Genomic DNA, 26,181 nt, shown 5'->3' on the forward strand with positions numbered 1-26,181 from the left:
CGGGTGACTCAGCCGTGGACGCGCGCCAGCCAGGCCGACGGGTCGTGGATCTCCGACTTGCCCGGCAGGTTGCCGGGCTCGGCGAAGACCGCGTTGAACCCTTCCATGCCGACCTTGTCGACGGTCTCGCGGACGAAGAGCGCCCCGTCGCGGTACTGGGCCATCTTCTGGTCCAGCCCGAGGAGGCGGCGGAGCAGCTTGTCGAGGGCGCCGACGCCCTTGCGGCGCTCGGTGAACTTCTTCCGGATCGCGCCGACGCTCGGGATGACCTCGGGACCGACGCCGTCCATGACGACGTCCGCGTGGCCCTCCAGCAGGCTCATCACGCCGGTGACCTGGTCGATGATCTCCTTCTGCTCCGGGCTGGATACGAGGTCGAGCAGGCTGCCCTCGCTCTTGCCGGAGAGGAGCTCGCCGATCCGCGAGGCTCCTTCGGTCAGCATCTTCCCCGGGTCGGTCTCGACGGAGGAGACGATCTGGTTCATCAGGTCCTGCAGGTGGTCGCGCATCCACGGGACGGCGGTGAACTGGACCCGGTGGGTCTCCTCGTGGAGGCAGACCCAGAGCCGGAAGTCGTGCGGGTCGACGCCGAGCTCGCGCTCGACGTGGACGATGTTGGGCGCCACCAGCAGCAGCCGGCCGGCCGCGCCGCCGCCCTCGTAGAACGGGTCGAACTGTCCGAGGACCTTGTTGCCGAGGAAGCCGAGCATGAGGCCGAGCTCGGCGCCGGTGATCCGGGACCCGATCGCCTCGGTGATCGCCGACGGCGGGCCCTTCTTATCCTGGAGCTTGGCGACGATCGGCGCGATCACGGTCGCGAACCCGTCGGCGTTGGCCTGGATCCAGCCCGGCCGGTCCACGACCAGCACCGGCGCGGTGCGCGCCTCGGCGACCAGTCCGGTGAACTCGCGGACCAGCGGCGTGGACTTCTCGGCACCGGCGCGCAGCTCCTCGACGACGGCGGTCGCGGCGGCGCGGGTCACCTGCGGTCCGTCCCCGGCGAGGCGTGAGCCCACCCGGACGGCCAGGTCCCAGTCGATCATCGCGGACGCGGGTCGCTCAGTCATGGGACGACCCTACGGGGGATGTCCTCAGGCGCGCTCCGGTTCAGCCGCCGCACCGGCAGGCCCCGAGCGCGGCCGCGATCCGGTCCAGGGTGCCGCGGACCGACATCGTCATCGCCGGGTCGAAGCCGTCCGCGATCTCCACGAAGGCGATCCGGTTGCCGTTCAGGTCGGTGGCGACCCCGGCGAGCCCGCTGACCCCGGTCAGGGTGCCGGTCTTGGCCCGCACCCGCCCCTTGGCCTCGGCGGACCCCTTCTCGAACCGCCACTGCAGCGACCCGGTGAACCCGGCCACCGGCAGCCCGGTCAGCACCTCGCGCAGGGCCGGGTGGTCGTCGGAGCCGGCGAGCCGGAGCACCCCGAGCAGCGCGGCCGGGGTCAGCCGGTTGTCCCGGGACAGGCCGCTGCCGTCGCGGGTCACGGTCCCGGCCAGCGGTACGCCGAGCCCCGTCAGGACCTTCTCCACGCCGGCCACGCCGCCGGCGAAGGATCCGTCGTCGCCCTCGGCCAGGCCGACCTGGTGGGCGAGCACCTCGGCGGCGTTGTTGTCGCTCACCGCCAGGGTCCGCTGCACGATCTGCCCGACCGGCGCGCTCGCCACCCTGGCCACCTCGGCGGCCGCGGCTCCGGCGGTCCCGGCGCCGACCGGGCCGGTCACGGTGATCCCGTGCCGGGCCAGGGCGGCCGCGAACTCCCGGCCGGCGGCACCGGCGGGGTCGGCGACGTACCGGCCGTCGGGGCCCTGGGCCTCGTCGACCCAGAGGGCGCTGATCGGCGGGACCACGTCGTCGGTCAGGTACGACGCCGGCCAGGTCGGGTTCACCCGAGGGCCGCTGAACAGGCTCGCGTCGTACGACAGCCCGACGGAGGTCAGGCCCCGCCCGGTGAGCGCGGTCGCGGTCCGGGCGGCGAGCGTGTCGAGGTCCCCGCGGGTCGGGTACAGCCCCTTCGCCTTCGCCTTCGTGCTCATCAGGAACGGGTCGCCACCGCCGACCAGGACGAGGTGGTCGCCGTCGAGCACGACGGTGGTGTGGAACCGGGTCATCGCGCCGAGCGACTCCAGCGCCGCCGTGCTGGTGAGCAGCTTCATCGTGGATGCCGGGACCACGACCCGGTCGCCGTGGCGGTACGCGACCTCGCCGGTCACCAGGTCGCTCACGACGACGGCGGCGTGCGGGCCGAGCCCGCCCACGTACGGCGACACCGCCGCGGCCACCGCCGCCGGGTCGAGCCGGCCGCCGGCCTCCCCGGCGGCGCTCGTCGTCGCGACCGGCGGAGCGGTGCCCGACGCGGCCAGGTCGAGCCCCTCGGGCGGCAGGACCTCGGCCGGCGTACCGGATCCGCCGGGCCCGGTGACGCCGAGGAAGACGTTGAGCCCGGCGGCCAGCACGAGCACCAGCACGAGGGCGTCGAGCAGCCGCCCGAGCAAGACACGCCGAGGGTGGCGTTTCTCACGCAGCGGCACTTGGGGACCCTCCGGATTCACGTTCGAACACAATGTGCGGGAGACTAACCCCGTCGTCTGTCGCCGTGGGCACCGCACCGGGCGGGCAACGACTCCCACACTCACTGTTCAGTGTCAGTCGGAAGGAAATGCCGTGCTGGAGTTCGACGTCCTCGTGGAGATCCCCAAGGGTTCCCGCAACAAGTACGAGGTCGACCATGAGACCGGTCGCATCCGCCTCGACCGGATGCTCTTCACCTCGACGGCGTACCCCGAGGACTACGGCTACATCGAGAACACCCTCGGCCAGGACGGCGACCCGCTGGACGCGCTGGTGATCCTGCAGGCGCCGACGTTCCCCGGTTGCCTGATCGCCTGCCGCGCGATCGGCATGTTCCGGATGACCGACGAGGCCGGCGGCGACGACAAGGTCCTCTGCGTCCCGACGCACGACCCGCGCCTGGAGCACCTGCGCGACATCAACCACGTCTCCGAGTTCGACCGCCTGGAGATCCAGCACTTCTTCGAGGTCTACAAGGACCTGGAGCCGGGCAAGTCCGTCGAGGGCGCCAACTGGGTCGGCCGCGTCGAGGCCGAGGCCGAGGTCCGCGCCTCCTTCGAGCGCTTCAAGAAGGCCGGCGGCGGCAAGCACTGACCCCTGCCGCCCAGAGCTTCCGTTGAATTGGGAGTTCCGGTGCGTTGAGTTGTCCCAACTCGTTCTGGACCTCGGCGGGGGTGGCCGAGGGGCCGAGCAGGCCGGCCAGGCGGCCGAGGTGGCGGACCGGGACGGTACGGAGCCCGCCGCGCGACAGGGCCGGGGTGTTGAGCAGGGCGCTGCCGGTGATCACGCCGCCGGCGTGGGTCACCCGGCCCATCTCGAGCACGGCCCGGTGCGGGTCCGGGAAACAGTGCAGGCCGGTGAACGAGACGACCAGGTCGAACTCCCCGTCGGCGAACGGGAGCTCGCCGACGTCGGCGACCCGCGGCTCGACCTGGTCGGCGACCCCACGCTCCCGGGCCGCGTCCAGGGTGCGCTCCAGCATCGTCGGGGCGATGTCGGCGGCGACGTACCGGATCCCCTGGCCGGGGCGCAGCCCGCGCAGCGCCACCCCGCCGCCGCAGGGCACGTCCAGGACCGCCGAGCCCGCCGGCTGCCGGCCGATCTCGGCGGCCGCGTCGTACAGCAGCCGGAGGTCGCTGGCGATGCCGAGCCTCCAGACCGCGCCGCCGGCGCGCGGGTGCTCCACCGACCAGTCGTAGAAGCTCGCCCAGAGCGGGTCCTCGCTCCAGCCGCCGAGTCCGGGCAGGCGCAGCTTGTCGAGCACGGAAACCTCCGGGGTCAGGTGAGCGGGTCCTCGGCGAGGATCTCGGTCCGCAGCAGCTCCGCGGGGATCCCGAACGCGTCCACCAGGTCCTCGGCGATCGGCCGGACCCGGCGGCACAACGACGACACCTCGCGGCTGATCGCCTTGGACCGCTGCACCGAGAGTCTGCCGTGCTCGATCCACCAGGCGCGGTCCGTCTCGACGACCGACAGCGCGTACAGGTCGCAGAGCAGGCCCATCGCGTCCCGGTTCGGGCCTTCGGCCATGCTCGCCACCTTGTCGACGAAGGCCTCCAGCACCAGCCGCTCGACGTGCGCCCGGGCGGCCCCGATGACGTGGTCCTGGCAGCGGCTGAACACCTCGGCCGGCGCCATGCCGCCGTCCATCCCGCGCTTGAGCCGGCGGGCCACCCCGGAGAGCATGTGCTCCTCGCGCCAGCGCAGCATTGCCAGCTGGTACTGCGGGTCCAGCAGGCCCGCGTCGGTGTCCCAGCTGTCGTCTCCGCTGCCCGGCAGCACGTCCTTGATCCGCTCCAGGAGCTTGTGCACCGCGGTGCGCTCGATGACCGTCTCGACGGCGAGCCCGGCCACGAACCTCACCATCCCGAGCTGGTCGAGCTCGCCGAACGACGACGAGTAGTCGGTGAGCAGGCCCTTGGCGACCAGCTGGAGCAGGACGTGGTTGTCGCCCTCGAAGGTGGTGAACACGTCGGTGTCGGCGCGCAGCGCGTCGAACCGGTTCACGCTCAGGTAACCGGCGCCGCCGCATGCCTCGCGGCACTCCTGGATGGTGTCGGAGGCGTGCCACGTCCCCAGCGCCTTGGTGCCCGCCGCCCGCGACTCCAGCGCCCGCCGGGTCCGCTCGTCGACCTCCTCGGTCGCGGAGAAGACCGCGTGCAGCTGGCCGGCGAGGACCTCCTGGGCGAAGTGCAGCGCGTAGGTCCGGGCCAGCCGCGGGAGCAGCCGGCGCTGGTGCAGGCCGTAGTCGAGCAGCAGCACCTCCGGCTCGCCGGGCGGGCCGAACTGGCGTCGCCGCAACGCGTACTTCACCGCGATCGCGAGGGCGACCTTGCTGGCGTTGATCCCGGCGCCGCCGACGCACACCCGGCCCTGGACCAGGGTCCCGAGCATCGTGAAGAAGCGCCGGTCCGGGTTCTCGATCTCCGAGGTGTAGACGCCTGTCTCGCTGACGTCGGCGTACCGGTTGAGCAGGTTCTCACGCGGCACCCGGACGCCGTCGAACGCGATCCGGCCGTTGTCGACGCCGTTGAGCCCGATCTTGCGCCCGTCGTCGGTGATCCGTACGCCGGCCAGCGGTGCGCCGGCGTCGTCGCGGATCGGCACCACGAAGGCGTGCACGCCCTGGGACGCCCCACCGACGTCCAGCTGGGCGAACACCACCGCCACCCGGGCGTGCGCGGCGGCGTTGCCGATGTAGTCCTTGCGGGCGGCGTCGTCCGGGGTGGTGATCACGTACTCGCGGGTCTCGAGGTCGTACCGGGCGACGGTGCCGAGCTCCTGCACGTTGGAGCCGTGGCCGGTCTCGGTCATCGCGAAGCAGCCGAGGAGCTCGGCCCTCACCAGCGGGGCGAGGTAGGCGTCGTGGTGCCGCTGGGTGCCGAGCTGGAGGATCGCACCGCCGAAGAGGCCGAACTGGACGCCGACCTTGACCAGGACCGAGAGGTCGCCGAAGGCCATCGTCTCGAACGCGGCCACCGAGGCGCCGATGTCGCCGCCACCGCCGTGCTCCGGCGGGAACCCGAGGCCGGTCTGCCCGGTCGCGGCGAGCTCGACGACCACGTCCTTGACCCGCTCGCGGAACGCGGCCCGGTCCAGCTCACGGGCGTCGTCGAGGACGCCGGCGTACTCGACCAGGCGCTTGCGGGTCAGGTTGCGCACCTCGACGTAGGTTCCGTCGAGGGTGGCGGTCAGAGCAGGGACGTCGAGCGGCTCGGCCATGGCACCCACTGTGCAGGAACACACCGGGCCAGGACTAGGGCCGTCCGAAGTAGTTCGGCGGGTCGCCGTCGTACATCCCGGAGACCTTCACCGGGACTCCCGTGCGCGGGGCGTGGATGATCTGCCCGCTGCCGATGTAGAGCGCCACGTGGTGGATCGTGTTCGGCGAGGTGCCCCAGAAGACCAGGTCGCCGGGCTTCAGCTGGACCGCGCTGAGGTGCTGGGTCTGCTGGTACTGGGCGGCCGAGTAGTGCGGCAGCGAGACGCCGCCCTCGCGCCAGGCCATCATCGTCAGGCCGGAGCAGTCCCAGGAGTCCGGACCGGCAGCGGCCCAGACGTAGGGCTCGCCGAGCTGGGCGCGCGCGAACTCGATCGCCCTCCGGGCTCCCTCGCTGGTGCCCGCGGGCACCGGCAGCCCCGGCAGGTCCCAGCCGCCCTCCTCGCCGAGCGCCTGCAGCTCCTGGTCGGTGGCGTCGGACTCCTTCTGGGCCTTCTTGGCCTCCGCCTTCGCCTTCGCGGCGGCCTTCTTCGCCTCGGCGGCGGCCTGGGCCGCGGCGGCCGCGGCCGCCTTCTGCGCGGCGATCTTCTCCAGCGCCTTCTGCCGGCGGGTGGCCAGGGCGACGGTGATCTTCTGCGCCTTCGCGAGCTCCTCGATCAGCGCGCGGCGCTTGCCGGCCAGGCCGGCGGCGACGCTCTGCGCCAGGTTCGCCGCGGCGCCGGCCTCGTCGCGCAGCGCGGCGGCCTCCTTCGCCAGCGCGGTCTGCTTCTTCTCGGCCTTCGCCGCCCTCGCCTCGGCGACCTCGGCCTCCGCGGCCAGGCGGGAGTACTCGTCGTACCGGACCTCCATCGCCTCGTTGGCGCTGTTCGCCACCCCGAGGCGGTCCATGATCCCGTTCGGGTCCTCACCGCCGAGGTAGGCGGTGACCCCGCTCAGGACGGTGCCGTCCTGGACGCGCTGGGTGACGAGCTGGGCGATCCCGGCGCGCTCGGCCTCGACGGTGCCGTCGGCCTGCTGCGAGGCCAGCCGGGCGGAGGCGCTGGCCTTGGCGGCCTCGCTGAGCCGCCAGACCGCGCCGTTGTAGGTCTCGGCGGCGATCTCGGCCCGCTGGGCGGCGTCCCTCAACCGGGCCGTCGCGACGACCAGGTCGGCCTGGAGCGCGGCCACGTCGGCGGCCTTCTGGTCGGCGGTCTTCTTCGCCGCGTCGACCTGTGCCTGCGACGGGGCTTGCGACGGGGCCTGCCCGGGATGCGGCCTCGGCCGGTCGGCCCGGGCCGCGGGAACCCCCATCGCGAGCACGGCCGAGCCGGCGACCAGGGTCGCCAGTGCCCGCCGAACTGTCTTCCGCACGGTGTCCATCCCCCGATCGATCCCGCGGAGTCGCACGTGCATGCCCCCGCACGTGACTGCCCCACGCTAGGCGTCAGCGGGGCGGTCCGTCGCCCCTTTCTGAAAAGAGGAGAGAGCAGAACGGCGTGTCGTTACGCGGCTCGCGGAGGAATGTCCCGATCCGTGGCGACCTGCTGGATCAGACCGGTTCGTCGAGGGGGACGTCGCTCGTCGCGGTGGTCGGGTGCGAGCGTCTGCCCCAGCGATCGAACTTCTGCCCCGTGCCCAAGCCCGCCAGGTAGACGGCGATGATCGCGATCGCCAGGCCGGCGATGTCGTCGGCGATGTAGTGCCAGCCGAAGTACGTCGTCGCGATCATCGTCAGGCCGGCGTAGACCCAGAGGCCGATCCGGAAGGCCCGGGTACGCAACGTGTACTGGCCGATCAGGGCCAGCGTCACGGTGATGGCGACGTGCAGCGACGCGAATCCGGCGACCGATTGGACACCGTCGGCGAACGGGTTGAACAAGATGTTCTGCCGGCCGTCGTACAACGCGTCCTGGAGATCGGCGACGCCGGTGTGCGGGAGGTCGTGGTAGAGCCAGACGGCGTAGAAGTTCGGGCCCATCGTGGGGATCGCGTAGTAGCTCGCGGTCCCGAGCGCCCAGCAGATGCACTGGGCGGTGATGAACCAGTAGCCGAAGCTGATGTTGCGCGACCAGACCGCCCAGACCACCACCGAGACCGGCACCATCGGCAGGAAGAGCACGTAGACGAACGACAGGAAGTGCGCCGCGACACCGGTGCCGAGCACGTCGTGCAGCAGCGTCGACGGGTTGTGCCCGAAGAGCAGCCAGTCGTCCAGCTTGTAGAGCTGGTAGTCGTACTTCTTCGCGTGCCCGTCGCCGTCGGACATGATGAACGGCAGGAAGTTCTTCAGGTTCCGGTAGCTGACGTAGGTCACGTAGAACGAGACCAGGCCGACCACCACGAGGGTGATCCGCTCCCGGGTCCAGTGCTCCTTGACGAGCAGCGTCGCCTCGGGCTTGAACCGGCCGGGGTTGCCCCGGGCCCGGTAGAGCGTGCGCGGGAGCACGTCCGCGATGAACGCGCCCGCGACCAGCAGCGGCAGCCGGATCCAGGCGGGCCCGAGGAAGCCGTCGGGGTCGCGGAGCGGGTAGCCGAGCGACCAGCTGCAGATCAGCGCCAGCGACCCCATGATCACCGCGATCGACACGAGCATCGCGTACGCCCGTCGCTGCGGGGCGCGCGCGGGCTTCTGGTCCGGCTCGGCCGAGGTCGGGGTACGGGTGGTCACGAGGCCGAAGTCTATTCGTCCGGTTCAATCGGGCTTCGGCAGTGCCGCAAGTCGGTCGCCCACGACCGACAGCCGGACCCGCTGACCGACCTGGACCGCCTCCCCGGGCGAGGAGACGCCCTCGAGCCTGCCGAGGCCCTCGACCTCGAGCTCCAGCCGGACCTGGTCGGGCGAGATCCGGGCGGAGACCACGGTCCCGGTGAGCGGTCCGGCGGCGTCGACGCGGAGCGCGGAGCGGCGCAGCGCCACCGCCTCCCACCGTGCCTCCGGGGCCACCAGCGTCCGCAGCCGTACGGCGGCCGCGCCGGTCAGCACCGCGGCGTAGCCGAGGAAGCGGGCCGCCCAGGGATCCGCCGGCCGGCGCCACACCTCGTCCAGGGTGCCGTGCTGGACGACCTCCCCGGCGCGCATCACGACCATCCGGTCGGCGATCGCGAACGCCTCCTCGTGGTCGTGCGTGACCAGGAGCGCGGTCGTGCCCGCGGTGCGGAGGATGTCGTGCAGGTCACCGGCGAGCCGTTCGCGGAGCTCGCGGTCGAGCGCGGAGAGCGGCTCGTCGAGGAGCAGCAGCCGCGGCTCGACGGCCAGCGCCCGGGCGAGCGCGACCCGCTGCCGCTCGCCGCCCGACAGCGTGCTCGGCATCCGGTCGGCGTACCCGGCGAGGCCGACCAGGTCGAGCAGCTCGGCGGTGCGGGCGGCGACCTCTGCCCGCGGCCGGCGCCGCAGCCGCAACGGGTAGGCGACGTTGCGCCCGACGCTCTGGTGGCTGAAGAGCTGGCCGTCCTGGAACATCAGCGCGAAGCCGCGTCGGTGGGTCGGCGTCCCGGCCAGGTCGCGGCCGTCGTAGGCGATCGTGCCGGCGGTCGGGACCTCCAGGCCGGCGACGGCCCGCAGCAGCGTCGACTTCCCGGAGCCGGACGGACCGAGCACAGCGGTCACCGACCCGGCGGGCACCACCAGGTCCACGTCGTCGACGGCGGTGGTGGGGCCGAACCGCACGGTCAGACCGCGGACGTCCAGACCGGGCATGTCAGAAGGCTCCCACGGAGCCGACCCGGAGGCGCTCGACCGCGACCATGACCAGGCAGGCGGACCCGGCCAGGAGGACCGAGGCGGCGGTCGCCATCCCGAAGTTCGCCTCCCCCGGGTGGCCGATCAGGTTGTAGATGACGACCGGCAGTGTCGGGTTGTCGTCGCGGGCCAGGAAGCTGGTCGCCCCGAACTCGCCGAGCGAGACCGCGAAGGCGAACCCGGTCGCCGCGAGCAGCGCCCGCCACGCCACCGGCAGGTCGACGGCGAGCAGCACCCGCAGCGGGCCCGCGCCGAGGGAGGCGGCGGCCTCCCGCTGCCGCGGCTCGATCGACCCGAGCACCGGCGCGACCGTGCGGACCACCAGCGGAAGCGCGACCATCGCCTGCGCGATCGGGACCAGCAGCGGCGAGGTCCGCAGGTCCAGCGGCGGCCGGTCCAGGGTGATGAGGAAGCCGAACCCGAGCGTCACCGCGGAGACGCCCAGCGGCAGCATGAAGGCGCCGTCGAAGGCGCCCCGGACCCGGCCGCCGGCGCGGGACCGCGGGCGCCGCGAGACCAGGTAGGCGACCAGGCTGCCCAGGACCAGCGCCATCGTCGCCGCCTGGAGGGCGACCACGAAGGAGTGCGCGAGACCGTCCGTGGCGGTGACCAGCAGGGCGTTGCCGTCGCCGGTCGTCTGCAGGTCCCGGTAGTGGTCGAACCCCCAGCCGTCGGGGGTGCGCAGCGAGGCCAGCACGAGGGTGGCCATCGGCACCAGCATCGTCACCACGATCGCCACCGCGAGGGCGACCAGGCCCAGGTCGCGGCGTCGTACCGGGCGGGCCTGGGCGGTCGCGTGCGCCAGGTGCGGGGCGTTGCGGCGTACCCGGGCGGAGGTGACGAGCAGCCAGGTGATCACCAGGATCTGCAGGACCGAGAGCGCCGCGGCCGCGACCAGGTCGAGCTCCTGGGTGGTGAGCAGGTAGATCTCGGTCTCGACGTTGGCGTACCGCAGCCCGCCCAGGGTGAGCACGACGCCGAACGAGGTGGCGCAGAACAGGAAGACCACACTGGCCGCGGAGACGATGCCCGGCCGCAGCCCCGGCAGCGTCACGGTGGTGAAGACCTGCCACGGCCGGGCGCCGAGAGCGGCGGCGGCCTCCTCGGCACGCCGGTCGACGCCCTCCCAGTAGGCACCGACGGTCCGGACGACGACGCCGACGTTGAAGAACACCAGCGCCATCACGATCGCGGTCGGGGTGCCGTCCAGGTGCAGCGTGCCGAGCGGGCCGTCCTCGGCGAGGAGCCGCCGGAACGCGACCCCGACCACGATGGTCGGCAGCACGAACGGGAGCACCACCAGCGCGCGCAGCAGGCCGCGGCCCGGGAAGGACAGCCGGGTCAGCACGAACGCGACCGGCAGCCCGAGCAGCACCGCGAACGCGGTCGCCGCTCCCGACGTCCAGAGCGTGAACCAGAGGACCCGGTGCACCCGGGGGCGGCCGAGCACCTCCAGCACGCCCGCCGGGTCGAAGGACCCGTCCGGCCAGAACCCGCGCTGGAGCATGCCGCCGACCGGGTACAGGAAGAACAGCACCAGGACGGCGACCGGCGCGGCGGCGAGCGCGGCCGACCAGGCCGCGTGCCGGGTGCGCTCGGTCACCGGTCGCTCCTCAGGAGGTGGTGAGGTCGCGCCACTCCCGGAGCCAGTCGGCGCGGTGCGCGGTGATGTCGGCCGGCGTGACGACGTACGGCTTCTCGGCCGTCGGTGCCCAGGTGTCCCAGCCGGACGGCAGTGCCACGGTCTGGTCGACCGGGTAGACGTACATGTTGTCGGGCAGTGCCTGCTGGAACTCGCGGCTCAGCATGAAGTCGATGAACTCCTGCGCGCCCTTCGGGTTCTTCGCGCCGGCCAGCACGCCGCCGTACTCGACCTGGCGGAAGCAGGTGTCGAGCAGCGCGCTCGTGGTCGGCTCGTCGGCCCCCTTCGGGACCGTGAACGGCGGCGAGGAGGAGTACGACAGCACGATCGGGCGGGCGCCGTTGCCACCACCGCCGCTGAAGTCGACGGTGTAGGCGTCGGTCCAGCCGGCGTCGATCTTCACGTCGTTGGCGACCAGCTTCTTCCAGTAGTCCTGCCAGCCGTCCTCACCGTAGGCGCCGACGGTGGCGAGCAGGAAAGCCAGTCCCGGCGAGGAGCTGGTCGCGCCCGGGGTCACGAAGAGCCCCTTGTACGCCGGCTTCGTGAGGTCGTCGAGCGTCTTCGGCGGCGTGATGCCCTTCCTGGCGAACCAGGTGTCGTCGACGTTGACGCAGACGTCCCCGTAGTCCACCGGGGTCAGGTAGCCGGCCTCGTCGCCGGTCAGGTCGAACCGGCCGGCGTCGCCGGTGCGGACCCGCGGGACGTACTTGTCGAGGACGCCCTCGTCGATCGCGCGGCTGGCGAAGGTGTTGTCGATGCCGAAGACACCGTCGGCGACCGGGCGGTCCTTGGTGAGCACCAGCTTGTTGGTCAGGGTGCCGGCGTCGCCGTTCTTGAGGAACTTCACGGTGATGCCGGTCTTCGCGGTGAAGTCCGCCAGCACCTTCTTGTCCATGCCCCACGAGTCGTGGGTGGCGATGGTCAGGACCTTGCCGGCCTTCGCGTCGTCGCCGGAGTCCTCCGACGAGCCGCACGCGCCGAGCACGAGTGCTCCGGCGAGGGCGAGGGCGCTGGCCGCAGCCAGACGGCGCCGGTTTCCGGGCCGGGTGGAACGAGTACGCATGACTCTCCTTCGACTTCCTTCGCCGGTGCTAACCGGGGCAGGTTCAAGGGTCTGCGGCTTTTCCGCACTCTCAGCGCCCCTTGCCGGGCGCTCCCCTGTCGTGTTCGGTCAATCTACCGAAAGCGCGGGCACCGAGTACTCCCGGGTGCCATCGCTGAGATCGGTGCGCACCAGCTCCCCGGTGAGCGCCATCAGCTCCAGGTGCGCGAGCGTCTCGAACGCCGCCAGCACGGCGTCGAACGGGCCGAGCGCCGACCGGTCCCGGTTGTGCCGGGTCCAGGGCAGCTCGCCGGCCACGTCCCACGCGGTGCGGGCACCGCCGGCGACCGCCTCCCGGCAGAGCTTGAGCCGGTCGTCGTGGTGCGCGACCAGCTCGTCGACACGGGCGTGCGAGCTCGCCGCGACCGGGCCGTGCGCGGGCAGCAGCTGCAGGTCGGGCAGCGCCCGGACCTTGGCCAGCGAGTCGAGGAAGTCGCGCAGCGGGTTCTCCACCCAGGCCGGCTCGAACCCGATCGAGGGGGTGATGGTCGGGAGCACGTGGTCGCCGGCGAAGAGGAGCCCGCCCGCGGTGTCGGCGTACACGTAGTGGCCCTGGGTGTGGCCGGGGGTCGCCAGCGCGTCGATCGTGCGGCCGCCGACGTCGAGGACCAGGTCCTGGTCGAGCCAGACGTCGGGCATCCCGTAGTTGTCGACCGGCCGCTCCTCGCGCGGCATCATCTGCCGCCAGCCCTCGGCCAGGTCGAGCGCCCCGGCCGCGACCAGGCGGGCGAGGTTCGGGTCGATGCGCAGCGCCTCGTCGTGCATCAGGTCCATCGACGCCTTGTCGCCGAGGCCGAGGCTGACCTCGGCGCCGGTCTCCTGCCCCACGACCCAGGCCTGGGTGTAGTGGTCGCGGTGCATGTGCGTGACCAGGAACCGGCGGATGTCGCGGGGGCCGTAGCCGAGCTGCTTGAGCGAGGACTCGAAGAGGCTCCGCGACTCCGGGATCGCCCAGCCGCCGTCGACGAGGACGAGCCCCTGCTCGGTCTCCAGCACGTAGACGTTGACCGCGCGCAGGCCGTCCATCGGCAGCGGCAGCGGGATCCGGTGGACGCCGGCGGCGACCTGCCAGGCGCCGGGCTCGGTCCACAGGACCCCCGAGTCCGGGCTGATCTGGCGTGAGGTCTGGCCGGCCTGGGCGTCGGGGGTCATGCGTCCATCTTCACAGGGAGAGATCTCAGCCCTGCACCAGCCCGCGGCCGGTGATCATCGGCAGGTCCTTGGCCGCGACCAGGCCGCCCGGCGCCTCGCAGACCGCGTGCGCCGCGTTGACCAGCCGCATCGCGGTGGTGATCATCCCGGAGACGTTGTGGTCGCCGTGCTCGCCGTGGTGGGAGAAGTCGACCTTCATCATCGGCTCGCCGAAGACCTCCACCCGGTAGCCGCCGTCGCCCTCGGCCGGCTGCGGCCAGTCCGGGCCCTGGGCCGGGTGGGTGCGGGTGACGTGGTCGAGCTGCACGCGCGGCACGCCGTCGACGGTCCCGATGACGCCGAAGTTGACCGCGCCCATGCTGCCGGCGGGGACGTCGCAGGAGTCGATCTTCAGGTCGACCTCGGACGGGATCCGCTCGTGGTACTCCTGCAGCTCGGCGTCGAGCTCGACGTCGAGGCCGGCGGCGATCTGCCGGACGACCGGACCCCAGGCGGAGCCGAGCACCCCGGGCTGCCAGAGCAGCGCCGGGTAGTCCAGCGGGCGGCCGAACCCGTAGAGGTCCTGCATCACGACGGGCTGGTAGTACGTCGAGTAGTCGCAGATCTCGCTGACCACGACCTTGTCGATCCGCTGCGAGAGGCTGGTCATCACCAGCGGCAGCACGTCGTTGGCGAACCCGGGGTCGATGCCGTTGACGTGCAGGCTCGCGCCCGTCTTCTCGCCGGCGGCGTTGATCCGGTCGACGTAGGCGTCCAGGCCGGTCCCGTCGGGGAAGGTCAGCACGACCGGGCCGGAGGAGACCACGTTGATGCCGTGCTCGACGATCTCGATCAGGTCCTCGAGAGCCTCGAAGATCCGGTCGTCGGTCATCGCCGAGTGCACGACGACGTCGGGCCGGAGCGCGAAGAGGGCGTCCTTGTCGTCGGTGGCGAGCACGCCGAGGTCGCGGTCGAGGCCGGCCAGGCGGCCGGCGTCCTGGCCGACCTTCTCCGGGTTCGAGACCCAGAGCCCGACGAGCTCCATGTCCGGGCGGGCGTCGATGCCGGCCAGCGCGTGCCGGCCGATCGTGCCGGTCGACCAGGCGACCACGCGCAGGGTCGGGGCGCTCATGCGCCGGCGCCCAGGTCGGGCCCCAGGTCGGGGAGGCGGAAGTCGAGGTTCGGGATGTCGAGGCCGCCGTCGGCCTCGATCACCTTGCCGGTGAGGAAGGAACCCGCCTGGCTCGCCAGGTAGACGACGGCGGCGGCGATGTCCTCGACCTGGCCGACGCGCTGCATCGTGGTCTTCTCGGCCAGCTCGGTCATCACGGCCTCGTCGGTGGCGACGTAGTCGAGCGCGCTGGTCATCACCGAGCCGACGCCGACCGCGTTGACCCGGATCAGCGGCGCGAGGTCCTTGGAGACGAGCCGGGTCCAGTGCGTCAGGGCGGCCTTCGCCGTCCCGTACGCCGCGTAGCCGCGTCCGGAGACCCGGCCGATCACCGAGGAGATGTTCACGACGGAGCCGCCCGGGGCGTCGCCGGACAGCATCAGCGGGACGGCTGCGCGGGTGATGGCGTGGGCGGTCGCGACGTTGAACTTGAACGCGTCGACGAGGAAGTCCTCGTCGGTGTCCAGGAACGGCAGCGGCATGGTGCCGCCGACGTTGTTGACCACGATGTCGAGGCGGCCGAACTCGTCGTACGCCGTCTGCGCGAGCGCCGCGGTCTGCTCGAGGTCGCTCAGGTCGGCCTTCACGACGAGCGCGCGCCGGCCGACGGCCTCGATCCGGGCGGCGACCTCGGCGAGCTGGCTGCTGTGGCGGGCGGCGATGACGACGTCGGCGCCGGCCTCGGCGAGAGCGACGGCCGAGCCGGCTCCGATGCCGCGGCCCGCGCCGGTCACGACGGCGACCTGGCCGGTGACCTTGAAGCGATCCAGAATCATGGCGAAAATGTAACGTGTTCTAGTTCTGGGCGTAAGGGGCTGGCACCGAGGAATGCAAAGAAGGTCCCGGCCGGAGCCGGGACCTTCTCGACGAAGAGCTGTCAGGCGTTGCTGCGGGACCGCTTCACGGCCACGCCGCCGGCGACGACGAGCGCGACTCCGGCGATGAGCAGGATCAGGCGCGGACCACCGGTGTTCGGGAGGCCGCCCTGGCCGCCCGGGGTGTCGACGACGACGCCGTTGGGGAGGACCGTCACGGCGATGGTGTGCGGGCAGGAACCCGCGGCCGAGGTCGCCTTCGCCGTGAGGACGAGCTTGGTGGAGCTGGGCACCTGCGGCGCGGTGAACTTCTGCACGAAGACCGCGCCCTTGCCGGTGCGGGTCTCGCCGTTGAACGTCATCACCCAGGAGATGGCGTCGCCGGCCGCCGAGGCTCGGAGCTGCTTCTCGATCTCGACCGCGGTCCCGGTCGCGGTCATGGTCTGACCGGCGTAGACGACCTGCGGTTCCACCGTGAGGTTGCAGGTCAGCTCGGGATAGGCGGACGCGCTCGGAGCGAGGCCGACGGTCGCCGACAGGGCGGCCAGCAGCGTCGCTGCCATGAGCAGGATCTTCTTCATGCGGGGTCTCCCGTAACGTCACGCGGCCCGAGTCACGCAGCCCTGTGACCAGGACTACATCTGCAACAACGAACCGGCCCCCCGGCTGTTACGCAGACCCTAGGGATTCCCGGGCCGCCGCGCTCGGTTTTGAACGCGCGTCGTGAGGCAAGTCATAGCGATATGACTGTTTTGCCTGCTTTGTTCGGCGTTGTTCTGAGCAGATTGTCTAGTCGGGCGTGTTAACAGCGAGGAACTGCTCGATGTCGGCGGACGTCCACGGCGGGTTCGACGCCGCGTCGCGCCAGGCGAGCAGCCGCTCCCGCGGCGGGTCGAACGCCCCCAGGTAGCCGCCGGCACCGGCCAGCACCCGGCCCGTCAGCCCGGCGCTGCGCTCCCCCGCGAGGAACACGTACAGGGCGGCCACGTGCTCGGGGGGAGCCGGCGCCAGCGAGGCGTCCCGGACCAGGTCGTCGATCAGTCCGCGCGCGTGCAGCCGGGCGATCGTCCGCTCGTGGTCCGGCCCCTCCGAGAGCCGGGTACGGGCGCCCGGGCAGACCGCGTTCACCCGGATGCCGTGCTCGGCGAGCTCGGCCGCCAGCGCGTAGGTGAGGCTGTTGACGCCGCCCTTGCCGGCCGCGTACCCGGTGCCGCCGTAGGTGCCGGTGAACGCGTGCGAGCTCGTGTTGACCACCACCCCGCGACCGCGCTCGACCATGCCGGGGACGAACGCGCGGCAGGTCAGGAAGGTCGAGGTCAGGTGCGCGTCGAGCTGGGCGCGCCAGTCCTCGAGGCTCACGTCGAGGATCGAGGAGCCGAGTGGCTCGGCGACGCCGGCGCAGTTCACCAGCACGTCCACCGCCCCGTACGACGCCCGCGTCGCGGCCACCATCTCCTCGACCACGGCCGGGTCCGCCGCCGACCCGACGATGCCGATCACGACCCCGCCGGCCGAGGCGATCGACTCGACGGTCTCCTCGACCGCCTCGGGGCGACGGCCGTTGACGACCACCCAGGCGCCGGCGGCGGCGTACGCCTCGGCGACGGCACGGCCGATCCCGGAGGTCGAGCCGGCGAGGACCGCGACCTTGCCGGCCAGCTCCGGAACGGCCTCGGTCAAGACGCCAGGGCCGAGGCGGGCGCGGTCGCCGGGCGGGTGCCCGCCGGCTCGCCGGCCCGCAGGAAGCGGCCGGTGCGCTCGGACCCGACCAGCGCGGTCGGCTCGCCGTCGAGGAAGACCGGACGCCCGTCGACGAGCACCGCGGTCACGGTGGCGTCGTTGCGGTTGACCATCCGGGACAGGCCGCCGTACTGGGCGACCGGGCTCTCGTGGTACTCCTCCAGCGTCGCGTCCAGGCGCTCCGGGTCGAGGACGAGCAGGTCGGCCCGGTCGCCGAGGCGCAGGTGGCCGGCGTCGAGGCCGTACCAGTCGGCGAGCTCGCCGGTCAGCCGGTGCACGGCAGCCTCGGGGGTCATGAACGGCTTGCCGGCGACCTGGGCGTCGCGGACGTGCTTGAGCAGGCGCAGGCCGAAGTTGTAGAAGGCCATGTTGCGCAGGTGCGCCCCGGCGTCGCTGAAGCCGAACTGGATGCCCGGGTCGACCGCCATCTGCCGGAGCACCTGCGGCCGGTGGTTGGAGATGGTGGTGCGCCAGCGCATCGCGGTGCCGTGCTCGAGGACCAGGTCCAGGAAGGCGTCGACCGGGTGCAGCCCGCCGCGCTCGACGCCGACCTGGCCGAAGGACTTGCCGACGACCGAGGCGTCCGGGCAGGCGACGATCTCGGCGTCGAAGAAGTCGCGGTGCCAGACCCGCGGGCCGTACTTCGACTCGTACTCCTTGCGGAACCGGCGGCGGTATCCCTCGTCGGCGAGGAGCTTGTTGCGGGCGACCTCCTCGGCCAGGTGCAGGGCGGCCGCGCCGGAGCCGAACTCCTCGAAGATCACCAGGTCGATGCCGTCGGCGTACACCTCGAACGGGACCGGGAGGTGCTGCCAGCGGAAGTTGCCGCCGAGCCGGTTCACCAGCGCAGCGAGCGGGCCCATGATCTTGATGACGAACGGGATCGCCTTGATGTCCGCGGCCGACAGCAGGCTGGTCTTCAGCCGCTTGCGTCCGATGCCGAGCGAGGCGAAGGCCTGGGACAGGATGCTGAACGGGTTCTTGATGTCCGGGCCGGACTGGAGCACCCGGTCGCGGCGGCGCAGCACCGCGTTCAGGCGGCGGAGCTCGCGCGGCTTCGCGTACGTCGACGGCAGGGTGCGCGAGCGGCAGGTGTCGCCGTCGAGCTTGTCGAAGAGCAGCTGCTGGGAGCTCATCCCGAGGAAGCCGGCGTCGAGCGCCTCGGTGAGCATCTGCTCCATCCGGGCGACCTCGGTGGCGCTGGCGCGGACGTCCTTGCGGGTGGCCCGGTCCAGCCCCATCACCGCGGTGCGGATGTCGGAGTGGCCGAGGAACGCGGCGAGGTTCGGGCCGAGCGGCAGCGTCTCCAGCGCGGTCACGTAGTCGGCGGCGCCGGCCCAGGTCTTGTGCCGCTGGACGCCGTCGATGACGTTGCGGCGCGGGATCGCCTCGACGCGACCGAAGAGGTCACCGGCGTCGACCGGGTCGACGTGGACGGTGGAGAGCGAGCAGGAGCCGAGGAAGATCGTGGTGACGCCGTGGCGCAGCGACTCCGAGAGGTCCGGGCCGCCGAGCACCTCGACGTCGTAGTGCGTGTGGATGTCGACCATGCCGGGGAGCACCCACTTGCCGGCCGCGTCGATCACCCGCGGGCAGCCGGTCTCGTCGAGCGGCTGCTCGGAGACGGCCGCGACCCGGCCGTCGGTGATCCCGAGGTGGCGGGCGGCGGGCGCGGCGCCGGTGCCGTCGAACCAGAGGCCGTCGCGGACGATCACGTCGTAGGTCATGGACGTATCGAACGACAAGAGTTGACACGCGTCAATAGATTCACTGAAACACGTTCCCTGCCGGTCCGGCACCGGTCAGGACCAGCAGCCGCGCGCGCTCCCGATCTGGGCCAGCCCGGCGAGGTCGCCGGCCCCGAAGCGGTGGTTCCCGCTCCACGCGGTCGGGTACATCACCTGGCCCGACCCGGCGGCGTGCCCGAGGCCGAGCGCGTGCATCAGCTCGTGCGTCATCAGCTGTCCCCAGGTCGGGTTCCCCGAGGACGCGAACCCGGCCGCCATCGACTTGCCGTTGTTCAGCAGCAGGAAGCCCGAGGAGAGCACGATGCCGGTCCCGTGCACCGAGCCGTACCCGGCCGCGCCGCCGAGGCCCGACATCCCGTCGCGGAACGCGCTCTCGTGCGCCGCGTCCGTCCACCCGGTGACGACGTCGATGCCCGGCGGGTTCGCCCTGCCGAGACCACCGAGCGCGGACGTCGTACCGACGTAGCGGAAGCGCAGGCCGGACCGGGCGGACAGCTGGGCGACCGCGGCCTGCAGGTCCGCGAGCGCGGCGGCGTACCGGCTCCCGGAGGGGTTGTAGGCCCAGGTGATCACCGCGCAGGGGTTCCACCGGCTCTGCTCGTTCAGCACCCAGGTCCAGTCGGTCGCGGAGCCGAGCGGACGCGGCTCGCTGGCCGGCAGCACCGCCGGGGCGTCGTACGGCTCGGCGACCGGAAGCGGTGCCGGCGGTCGCGTCGTCGGCGCGTACCCGCGGGCGAGCACGGCGATCCGCACCACCCGGGTGCTGGTGCCGGCCGCGCCCCGGACCCGCGGTGCCCGCACCTGGAAGGTCCGGGTCACCAGCCGCGACCCCGAGCCGACCTGGAAGCGGAAGGCTCCGGTGCGGCTGGTCGCGCGCTTCAGGACGCGGACCCAGCTGCTCCCGCGCTTCTCGTAGAGGCCGGCGACGCGCGACCGGCGCGAGGCCGTCGGGACCTTGCCGCGGATCAGGATCGTGGTGCCGGTGACCACGCTCGACGGTGCCGCGACCGTGACCCGGGTCGCGGCAGCGGCCGGAGCCGTGCCCGGGGCGAGAAGCGCGATGACGAGGAGGCACGTCAGGATGCCGACCGGGTGACGCACGCAGAGACCTCCGTTGCACGACCCCCGGCAGACGAACGGGCACGAAGGTAGTGCGTCACCTCACGATCTGACAGGAAAACCTTTCAGAAACTCAGGCGGTCCTCGCCGGGAGGTCGCCGAGGACCGCGTGGCTGCCGACGGCGCGGGCGACCAGGCGCCCGCCCTGGGTGATCTCGGCCTCCGTCGAGCCGATCCTCCGGCCGACCCCGGTGGCGCGACCGCGGCAGACCAGGGGCACCCCGGGGACGGCCGCGCGGACGTACTGCACGCTCAGCTGGACGTGCGGCGCCGCGACCCCCTCGGGGACGCGGGCGTGCACCGCCCACCCGGTGGTGGTGTCGAGCAGCGACGCCAGGAAACCGCCGTGCACGATGCCGCCCCCGTTGCAGTGCTCCGGCCCCGGATCGGCCTCGACCACGGCCTCGTGCTCGTCGACGCCGACGTAGCGGAAGCCGAGGAGCCGCGAGTAGGGCCCCGGGGTCGGGCCGTCGGCGTGCGGGTCGTGCGCGTCGGTCATGGCGCGACTGTAGCCGCAGCCGAGGAGGCCGGACCGCTGCGCTAACCCCCGTCCCCCGCAGACGACCACGAGGCCCGACCAGCGCCGCTCTCGCGACTGTCCCCCAGGACTTCGGCCCCTGGTCCGCTCGTGTTCCGGCCCCCTCGGTGTAGCCGAATTCTCGGGGGCCGCGCGCGCTCGCGCGATGGGGTTCTGTCGTAAACACCCGCGCCGTCCGCGCCGCCTCAGTAGCCTCGCCGGATGGACCGCGACCAGGTGCTCGCCGACGTCCTCCGGCTCGTCGCCGAGCAGCGCACCGGCGAGGCCACGGCACTCGTCGAGGACTGGGCCGGCGAGCAGCGGGACCCGTTCGCCGCGGGCCTGCGCGTCCTCGTCGCCTACCTCGCCGGCCGGCACGCGGACGCGGTCGCCGCGTACGCCGCCGCGACCGGGACCGAGCGGGACCCGGTCGCCCACGCCTGCCTGCTCGCCGCCGGGGGCTGGCTCTCCGCAGCCGTCGACGTCCCGGGCGGCGACCCGCTGGGCGCGCTCCCGGACGCGCTCGCACCCCTGACCACGACCGACCGCGTCGGCGCCTTCGTGGTCTACCTGGCGGTCGAGGGCGCACTCGCCTCGAACCGACTCGACGTGGCCACCGCGCTGATCCCCGACGGTCCGGCGCCGCGCGTCGCGTGGACGGGACACCCGTTCGCCGGGGTGATGCTGGCCTGCGATGCCCGGCTCGCGGTCTTCGCGGGACGGGTCGCCGAGGCGCGCGAGCTGCTCGCGGAGATCGAGCCCGAAGGCGTCGTCGGCTCGCTGCTCCTGGGCACCGCCGCGCTCGCCGCCGGGAACGCGGCCGACCTGGAGTCGATGCGTCGCCTGGTCGCCGAGGTCGCCGCCGACGACGTCGCGCCGACCGACCACCTCGGCCGCGGCGTCCACCTCCTGCTCGCCTACGCCGTCGTCGCGCTCGGCGACCGGACGGAAGCCTCCCGGCACCTGCTCACCGCCGGCGGCGACGCCGACCTGTCCGGCCTCAACGTGGTGGACCGGGCCCTCGGCTACGAGCTCCTCGTCGCCGCGGCCGCGGACGAGGCCGACCTCGACGCGGCCTCGTCCTGGCTGGCCCGCGCCGAACCGATCGCCGGGCACCGGGCCGCGGCCGGGTGCGTGGAGCGGATGCGTTCCCGCGTCGCCCTGCTCGCCGGCGAGGTCGCCGCCGCCACCGCCCACGCCGCCCAGGCGGTGACGCTGGCCCGCGCCGACGGCAGGGCCGTGGAGGCGGCCGAGGCCGAAGTGGTGCTGGCGCGCGCCCGGATCGCCGCGGACGACATCCCCGCAGCGACCCAGGCGTTGCGGGACGCCGTCATCGACAGCGACCAGACCGGTCACCTCGCGCTCCGCCACGCCGCCTCCCGCACGCTGAGAGCCGCGGGGCGCCGGCTCCCCCCGGTCACCGGGGGCGGCCACGACGCGCTGACCCCGCGCGAGCGCGCGGTGGCCGACCTGATCCTCGCCGGGCACGACTCGGACGCGATCGCGCGGCTCCTGCACGTCTCGCCCGCCACCGTCCGGACGCACGCGTCCCGCGTCCTCGCGGCGTACGGCGTCTCGACCCGGATCGGCCTGCTCGCCGCGGTCCACGAGCTGCCCGAGCAGCCGGTCACCCCCGCCGACCTGACCCCGCAGCAGGGACGCGTGGCCGCGCTGATCGCGTTCGGCAAGAGCAACCAGCAGATCGCCGACGCCCTCGGGATCAGCGTCAAGGGCGTCGAGAAGCACGTCGGCGACATCCTCACCCGGAGCCGGGCGGGGAACCGGTTCGGGATCGCCCTGGACTGGTGGAACCTCCAGGCCTGAGCCGCGCGTCCGCCCGGCTCAGCCGGCGATCCGGAAGAGCACCACGCCGGTGGCCGTCCGGCCGGTGGCGTCGCGGACGACGTACGTGACGCTGTCGACCGCTCCGGCGGCCGCCGACGCGGGCGGCGTGTAGGACAGCGTGCTGCCGCTGCGGGTCACGGTGCCGCCGAGCGCGCTGGTGGCCGCGACCGAGGAGAGCGCGAGCGCGTCGCCGTTGGCGTCGTGGTCGTTGGCGACCGGCTGGACCGCGGCGGCGCGGCCGGTGACGACGCTGTCGACCAGGTCGAGCGCGGCGTACGGCGGCACCGGCTCGGCCAGCCGAGGCACGACCGTGAAGGCCCCGCTGCTCGCCTGCTTGCCGTCGCGGTAGCGCAGGATCGCGGAGAGCTCGGTGCCGTCGAAGCGCTCGTAGGCGTTGCCCGAGTTGACGGTCGCGCCCTCGGGCCCGTTGGTGTGGTTGTCGTGGACGCCCCAGGTGTGGCCGAGCTCGTGGCGCAGCACCGCGCGGGGGACGCCGTAGCCGCCGTTGGACGCGACACCCCAGACCGACCCGGCGGTGGCGACGTACGCGACCCCCGAGCCGCCGGCGACACCGCGGAACAGGGCCACGTCGTCGACGCCCGACCCGGCCTGGTTCGTCTCCCACTCCGTCTTCGCCGTGCCGAGCGGGCTGGCGTTGCCGTCGTACGGGTCGTGCGCCCGGTCGGCCCGGATCACGACGCGGCGGGCGGCCGGGCGCAGCTGCGCGTCCGGCACGTAGACGTCCAGCAGCGAGACCGTGCTCAGGTCGACGGCGTCGACCGCGGAGGCGACCTTCGCACCGATGGTCGTGGCCTCGGTGAACCAGGCGTAGGACAGGTCGAAGCCGAGGTCCCACCGGTACGTCGTCGCGCCGACCTGGCCGGGCGCCACGGAGACGTTGAGCGACGTGTCGGTCGCCGACGGCCACGCGTACGACGCCGGCGGGGTGGTGCCGCGGGTGCCGGTGACGACGCCGGTCGCCCAGCCGGTCCCGGCGGCGGCGCTGCGGAAGTACCAGGTGGCGCCGCGGTCGAGGACGACCTGGCCGTCGAAGTCCCCGGTGGAGGTGATGATCCCGGAGGCGAGCGCGTCCGGCCGCCCGTCCACCGACCCGAGGTAGGCGCGCGAGGCGGCCACCGCCACCGGGAGCAGCGATCCGTCGGCCTGCTGGACGAGGACCTGGAAGCCCGGGGCGCGCACCTCGACCGGGTGCAGCCGGAGCCGGAGCGCCTGCCCCTGGTACGCGACGTCCTGGACGATCTCGGTCGACGCCGGCTTCGGCTTGCCGGCCTTGGCCGCCTCGATCCGCCGGGCGAACTCCGCGATCTTGGTCAGCTTGCCGTGCCGGCCGCCCGTCGAGGTGGCGGTCGAGGTCACGACCGTCGTGGTCGTCGTGGTCGTCGTGGTCGTCGTGGTCGTCGTGGTCGTCGCGGTCCCGGACGCGACCGTCGGGACGAGCAGGGCGGTGGCGGCCAGAGCAGCGGCGGCGATCGCGGGGAGGGGCTTGATCACGACCGGATCCTAGGAGACCGGGTCGTGATGATCCAGACATTCCGGATGCGGGTCCAGGTCGGCGTCGCGCGCCGGGCCGGGACCCGCTGCCCCGGCTCAGCGGGGCTTCGCGTACCCCGCGACCCCGGTGTCGAGGAAGATGCACGCCTCGTCGCCGACGACCCAGGCGTCGTGCCCGGGCTCGATGACGACGACGTCACCGGGCTCGATGGTCGCCTCGGTGCCGTCGTCCATCCGGACGACCATCCGTCCGGACAGCGCGTACCCGGTGTGCCGCGTCTGGCAGGAGTCGGTGCCGGCGAGCGGCTTCACGTCCTCGGACCACTTCCAGCCCGGCTCGAACGTGCCCATGCCCAGGGTGAAGTCCCCGAGCGTGACCACGTCCATGTGACCGTGGGCCTGGAACGGCCTGGTCTCGTCCGGCGTCTCGATGCTGTGCTTGTGCATGGATCCCACGGTTGCTACCTCCCGGTTGAGGGCCGCCCCGGGATACGACCACGAACTCTTCGAACCTACGCGCCCCCCCGGGTCGCCCGGAAGGGTCGCGGATTACGGAACGGTGGTCTCCGGATCCGCGGGCTAGCGGATGCCGAGCCTGCGCATGAACTTCAGGCCCTTGAGCATCCCGTCGACGTACTCGTCGTAGTCCTGGCCGGGACGGGCGCCCATGACCTGCTTCTTCAGCGTCGCCACGTTCTTGACGTCGGTGTACTTGAGCAGGCCCTGGTCGCCGTGGCGGGCGCCGACGCCGGAGGTCTTCACGCCGCCGGACGGGGTGCCCTTCGACGCGTACGCCGTGGCGAGGGCGTCGTTGATGTTCACGTTGCCCGAGTCGATCCGGGCCGCGACGGCGTCGGCCCGGGCGTAGTCCGTGCTCCACACCGAGGCGTTCAGGCCGTAGTCGGTGTCGTTGGCCAGCGCGATCGCCTCGTCGATCGTCCGGTAGCGGTGCAGCGCGACCACGGGGCCGAAGGTCTCGATGACGCCGCAGGTCATCTCGGTGGTCACGCCCTCCAGGATGGTGGGGGCGAAGAACGCCGGGCCCTTGTCCGGGAGCGGGTGGCCGCCGGTGACGACGGTGGCGCCCTTGGCGACCGCGTCCTCGACGTGCGCCTGGACGCGCTCCCGGTGGTCGACCGAGATCAGCGAGCCGAGCTGCGGCCCGAAGTCGTACGTCGCCCCGATCGCGAGCGCCTCGGTCGCCTTCACGAAGGCGGCCTTGAGCTCGTCGTACCGGCTGTCGGGGAGGTAGATCCGCTCGATGTGCATGCAGATCTGGCCGGTGTTGCCGAAGACGCCGAAGAGAGTGCCGGCGACCCACTCCTCCACGTCGACGTCGTCGAGCACGATCATCGGGTTCTTGCCGCCGAGCTCCAGGCAGGCGGCGACGAGGTTCTTGCCGGCGCGTTCGCCGATCACCCGGCCGGTGGCCGTGGAGCCGGTGAACATCACGTAGTTGGCGTTGTCGATCAGCGTCGGTCCGACGTCCGGGCCCTCGCCGCAGACGACCTGGAAGAGGCCCTTCGGCAGGCCGGCCTGCTCCAGGAGGCTGATCCCGTAGAGCGGGGAGAGCGCGGTCTTGTTGTCCGGCTTGAGCACGATGCCGTTGCCGGCGATCAGCGCGGGGATCGCGTCGGAGAGACCCGTGGCGAACGGGAAGTTCCACGGCGCGATGATGCCGACGACGCCCTTGGGCACCCGGACCTCGGTCGAGCTGGACACCAGCGGGACCGGCCCGGCGTGCTTCTTGGGCGCGAGGAGCTTGGCGGCGCGCTTGAGGTAGTGGCCGATGACCATCGGCGGGTCGCAGGTCTCCTCGATCGCCATCCGGCGGTTCTTGCCGGACTCGACCTGGATCAGGTCGGCGATGTTCTGCGCGTTGTCGAGCAGCAGGGTGTGCGCCCGCTTGAAGACGTCGAGCCGCTTCTTCACCGGCCACGCGGCCCACTCCTGCTGGGCGGCGCGCGCCTCGGCGAAGGCGCGCTCGATGTCGGCCGGGGTCGACTGCGGCAGCTCGACGAGGAGCTTGCCGGTGTAGACCTCGGTCAGCCGCCAGGGCGCTCGCTCGCCGCCGGCCTGGACCCGCGAGACCAGGTCGCGCAGCAGCGCGTCGGTGACGAAGGCGGGCCGGGTGAGGTCGGCGTTCACGGCGGCACCGGTCGCCGCGGAGGTCTCGTTGATCGACATGGGGAGCAGGGTAGTCGCTGCCTGGAACGTGTTCTAGTTTTCGATCCGGGGCAGAATTCCCATTCCGGTTGCCAAGGTTCGTCAAATTCGGTCAAACTCGTCATCCTGCACGGAAACCACACCGGAAACCACACCGGACCACACC

At 72.6% G+C, this 26,181-nt stretch carries 22 protein-coding genes and 1 riboswitch; of the genes, 2 read left to right on the plus strand and 20 right to left on the minus strand.

Annotation, left to right across the window (positions count from 1 at the left end):
* Positions 1-8: 8 nt before the first annotated feature.
* Entirely contained in the window at positions 9-1,067 is a 1,059-nt protein-coding gene (locus tag AB4Y76_RS08760; protein ID WP_441924226.1) for a zinc-dependent metalloprotease, read from the minus strand.
* A 40-nt stretch (positions 1,068-1,107) separates the two neighbouring features.
* Positions 1,108-2,493, minus strand: coding sequence for a D-alanyl-D-alanine carboxypeptidase/D-alanyl-D-alanine endopeptidase (dacB, locus tag AB4Y76_RS08765; RefSeq protein WP_441924228.1), 1,386 nt, complete (start codon positions 2,491-2,493; stop codon positions 1,108-1,110).
* 172 nt (positions 2,494-2,665) lie between these two features.
* On the opposite strand from dacB, the gene AB4Y76_RS08770 reads away from it, so the two are divergent.
* Positions 2,666-3,163 carry an inorganic diphosphatase gene (locus AB4Y76_RS08770; RefSeq protein WP_441924390.1) on the plus strand — a complete coding sequence of 166 codons (498 nt, stop codon included), beginning with the start codon at positions 2,666-2,668 and terminating at the stop codon, positions 3,161-3,163.
* On the opposite strand, the gene AB4Y76_RS08775 is transcribed toward AB4Y76_RS08770, so the two are convergent.
* The 15 genes from AB4Y76_RS08775 to AB4Y76_RS08845 all read right to left on the minus strand — a co-directional run bounded on the left by AB4Y76_RS08775 (position 3,135) and on the right by AB4Y76_RS08845 (position 20,474).
* Positions 3,135-3,833 carry a class I SAM-dependent methyltransferase gene (locus AB4Y76_RS08775; protein ID WP_441924230.1) on the minus strand — a complete coding sequence of 233 codons (699 nt, stop codon included), beginning with the start codon at positions 3,831-3,833 and terminating at the stop codon, positions 3,135-3,137. The two genes, AB4Y76_RS08770 and AB4Y76_RS08775, sit on opposite strands and share 29 nt — an antisense overlap.
* A gap of 14 nt (positions 3,834-3,847) precedes the next feature.
* On the minus strand, positions 3,848-5,791 hold the full coding sequence (locus tag AB4Y76_RS08780) for an acyl-CoA dehydrogenase family protein (RefSeq protein WP_441924232.1): 1,944 nt from the start codon (positions 5,789-5,791) through the stop codon (positions 3,848-3,850).
* Between the two features lie 34 nt (positions 5,792-5,825).
* Positions 5,826-7,139, minus strand: coding sequence for a C40 family peptidase (locus tag AB4Y76_RS08785; protein WP_441924234.1), 1,314 nt, complete (start codon positions 7,137-7,139; stop codon positions 5,826-5,828).
* Positions 7,140-7,317: 178 nt separating this feature from the next.
* Positions 7,318-8,436: a phosphatase PAP2 family protein gene (locus tag AB4Y76_RS08790; RefSeq protein ID WP_441924236.1), complete on the minus strand. Its 1,119-nt coding sequence runs from the start codon at positions 8,434-8,436 to the stop codon at positions 7,318-7,320.
* Between the two features lie 24 nt (positions 8,437-8,460).
* On the minus strand, positions 8,461-9,465 hold the full coding sequence (locus AB4Y76_RS08795) for an ABC transporter ATP-binding protein (RefSeq protein ID WP_441924238.1): 1,005 nt from the start codon (positions 9,463-9,465) through the stop codon (positions 8,461-8,463).
* A gap of 1 nt (position 9,466) precedes the next feature.
* Entirely contained in the window at positions 9,467-11,110 is a 1,644-nt protein-coding gene (locus AB4Y76_RS08800; RefSeq protein ID WP_441924240.1) for an ABC transporter permease, read from the minus strand.
* A 10-nt stretch (positions 11,111-11,120) separates the two neighbouring features.
* The gene (locus AB4Y76_RS08805) at positions 11,121-12,212 is read right to left on the minus strand and encodes a thiamine ABC transporter substrate-binding protein (RefSeq protein WP_441924242.1); all 1,092 of its coding nucleotides are present in this window, start codon (positions 12,210-12,212) and stop codon (positions 11,121-11,123) included.
* Positions 12,210-12,319, minus strand: a riboswitch (TPP riboswitch). Its footprint overlaps the gene before it by 3 nt.
* A gap of 1 nt (position 12,320) precedes the next feature.
* Entirely contained in the window at positions 12,321-13,403 is a 1,083-nt protein-coding gene (locus tag AB4Y76_RS08810) for an MBL fold metallo-hydrolase (RefSeq protein ID WP_441924243.1), read from the minus strand.
* Positions 13,404-13,428: 25 nt separating this feature from the next.
* Positions 13,429-14,514 carry an NAD(P)H-dependent amine dehydrogenase family protein gene (locus AB4Y76_RS08815; RefSeq protein WP_441924244.1) on the minus strand — a complete coding sequence of 362 codons (1,086 nt, stop codon included), beginning with the start codon at positions 14,512-14,514 and terminating at the stop codon, positions 13,429-13,431.
* Entirely contained in the window at positions 14,511-15,329 is an 819-nt protein-coding gene (locus AB4Y76_RS08820; RefSeq protein ID WP_441924246.1) for an SDR family oxidoreductase, read from the minus strand. The genes AB4Y76_RS08815 and AB4Y76_RS08820 overlap by 4 nt, the downstream gene beginning before the upstream one ends.
* A gap of 101 nt (positions 15,330-15,430) precedes the next feature.
* Entirely contained in the window at positions 15,431-15,949 is a 519-nt protein-coding gene (locus AB4Y76_RS08825) for a hypothetical protein (RefSeq protein ID WP_441924248.1), read from the minus strand.
* A gap of 208 nt (positions 15,950-16,157) precedes the next feature.
* Positions 16,158-17,048, minus strand: a complete 891-nt coding sequence (locus tag AB4Y76_RS08830; protein ID WP_441924250.1) for an SDR family NAD(P)-dependent oxidoreductase — start codon at positions 17,046-17,048, stop codon at positions 16,158-16,160.
* Positions 17,045-18,835, minus strand: a complete 1,791-nt coding sequence (locus AB4Y76_RS08835) for an N-acyl-D-amino-acid deacylase family protein (protein WP_441924252.1) — start codon at positions 18,833-18,835, stop codon at positions 17,045-17,047. Before AB4Y76_RS08835 ends, AB4Y76_RS08830 begins: the two co-directional genes overlap by 4 nt.
* 75 nt (positions 18,836-18,910) lie before the next feature.
* Positions 18,911-19,957, minus strand: coding sequence for a hypothetical protein (locus AB4Y76_RS08840; RefSeq protein ID WP_441924254.1), 1,047 nt, complete (start codon positions 19,955-19,957; stop codon positions 18,911-18,913).
* A 91-nt stretch (positions 19,958-20,048) separates the two neighbouring features.
* Positions 20,049-20,474, minus strand: a complete 426-nt coding sequence (locus AB4Y76_RS08845) for a PaaI family thioesterase (RefSeq protein WP_441924256.1) — start codon at positions 20,472-20,474, stop codon at positions 20,049-20,051.
* A gap of 240 nt (positions 20,475-20,714) precedes the next feature.
* On the opposite strand from AB4Y76_RS08845, the gene AB4Y76_RS08850 reads away from it, so the two are divergent.
* Complete coding sequence (locus tag AB4Y76_RS08850) at positions 20,715-22,316, plus strand: helix-turn-helix transcriptional regulator (protein ID WP_441924258.1); 1,602 nt, start codon at positions 20,715-20,717, stop codon at positions 22,314-22,316.
* Between the two features lie 18 nt (positions 22,317-22,334).
* Here the strand turns inward: AB4Y76_RS08850 and AB4Y76_RS08855 are convergent, their stop codons facing one another.
* The 3 genes from AB4Y76_RS08855 to AB4Y76_RS08865 form a co-directional block, all read right to left on the minus strand.
* Positions 22,335-23,849: an Ig-like domain-containing protein gene (locus AB4Y76_RS08855; RefSeq protein ID WP_441924260.1), complete on the minus strand. Its 1,515-nt coding sequence runs from the start codon at positions 23,847-23,849 to the stop codon at positions 22,335-22,337.
* A 96-nt stretch (positions 23,850-23,945) separates the two neighbouring features.
* Positions 23,946-24,296 (minus strand): cupin domain-containing protein, encoded by a 351-nt coding sequence (locus tag AB4Y76_RS08860; protein WP_441924262.1) that lies wholly within the window; start codon positions 24,294-24,296, stop codon positions 23,946-23,948.
* Between the two features lie 132 nt (positions 24,297-24,428).
* Positions 24,429-26,036: a succinic semialdehyde dehydrogenase gene (locus AB4Y76_RS08865; protein WP_441924264.1), complete on the minus strand. Its 1,608-nt coding sequence runs from the start codon at positions 26,034-26,036 to the stop codon at positions 24,429-24,431.
* Between the last annotated feature and the right edge of the window lie 145 nt (positions 26,037-26,181).

Source organism: Marmoricola sp. RAF53, assembly GCF_052114005.1.
In the GTDB taxonomy this organism is placed as follows: Bacteria; Actinomycetota; Actinomycetes; order Propionibacteriales; family Nocardioidaceae; genus Marmoricola.

Coding starts and splice junctions, on each gene's coding strand:
- AB4Y76_RS08760 (WP_441924226.1), bottom strand. CDS start 1,067: ATGACTGAGCGACCCGCGTCCGCGATGATCGACTGGGACCTGGCCGTC.
- AB4Y76_RS08780 (WP_441924232.1), bottom strand. CDS start 5,791: ATGGCCGAGCCGCTCGACGTCCCTGCTCTGACCGCCACCCTCGACGGA.
- AB4Y76_RS08795 (WP_441924238.1), bottom strand. CDS start 9,465: ATGCCCGGTCTGGACGTCCGCGGTCTGACCGTGCGGTTCGGCCCCACC.
- AB4Y76_RS08805 (WP_441924242.1), bottom strand. CDS start 12,212: ATGCGTACTCGTTCCACCCGGCCCGGAAACCGGCGCCGTCTGGCTGCG.
- AB4Y76_RS08810 (WP_441924243.1), bottom strand. CDS start 13,403: ATGACCCCCGACGCCCAGGCCGGCCAGACCTCACGCCAGATCAGCCCG.
- AB4Y76_RS08815 (WP_441924244.1), bottom strand. CDS start 14,514: ATGAGCGCCCCGACCCTGCGCGTGGTCGCCTGGTCGACCGGCACGATC.
- AB4Y76_RS08820 (WP_441924246.1), bottom strand. CDS start 15,329: ATGATTCTGGATCGCTTCAAGGTCACCGGCCAGGTCGCCGTCGTGACC.
- AB4Y76_RS08825 (WP_441924248.1), bottom strand. CDS start 15,949: ATGAAGAAGATCCTGCTCATGGCAGCGACGCTGCTGGCCGCCCTGTCG.
- AB4Y76_RS08835 (WP_441924252.1), bottom strand. CDS start 18,835: ATGACCTACGACGTGATCGTCCGCGACGGCCTCTGGTTCGACGGCACC.
- AB4Y76_RS08845 (WP_441924256.1), bottom strand. CDS start 20,474: ATGACCGACGCGCACGACCCGCACGCCGACGGCCCGACCCCGGGGCCC.
- AB4Y76_RS08850 (WP_441924258.1), top strand. CDS start 20,715: ATGGACCGCGACCAGGTGCTCGCCGACGTCCTCCGGCTCGTCGCCGAG.
- AB4Y76_RS08860 (WP_441924262.1), bottom strand. CDS start 24,296: ATGCACAAGCACAGCATCGAGACGCCGGACGAGACCAGGCCGTTCCAG.
- AB4Y76_RS08865 (WP_441924264.1), bottom strand. CDS start 26,036: ATGTCGATCAACGAGACCTCCGCGGCGACCGGTGCCGCCGTGAACGCC.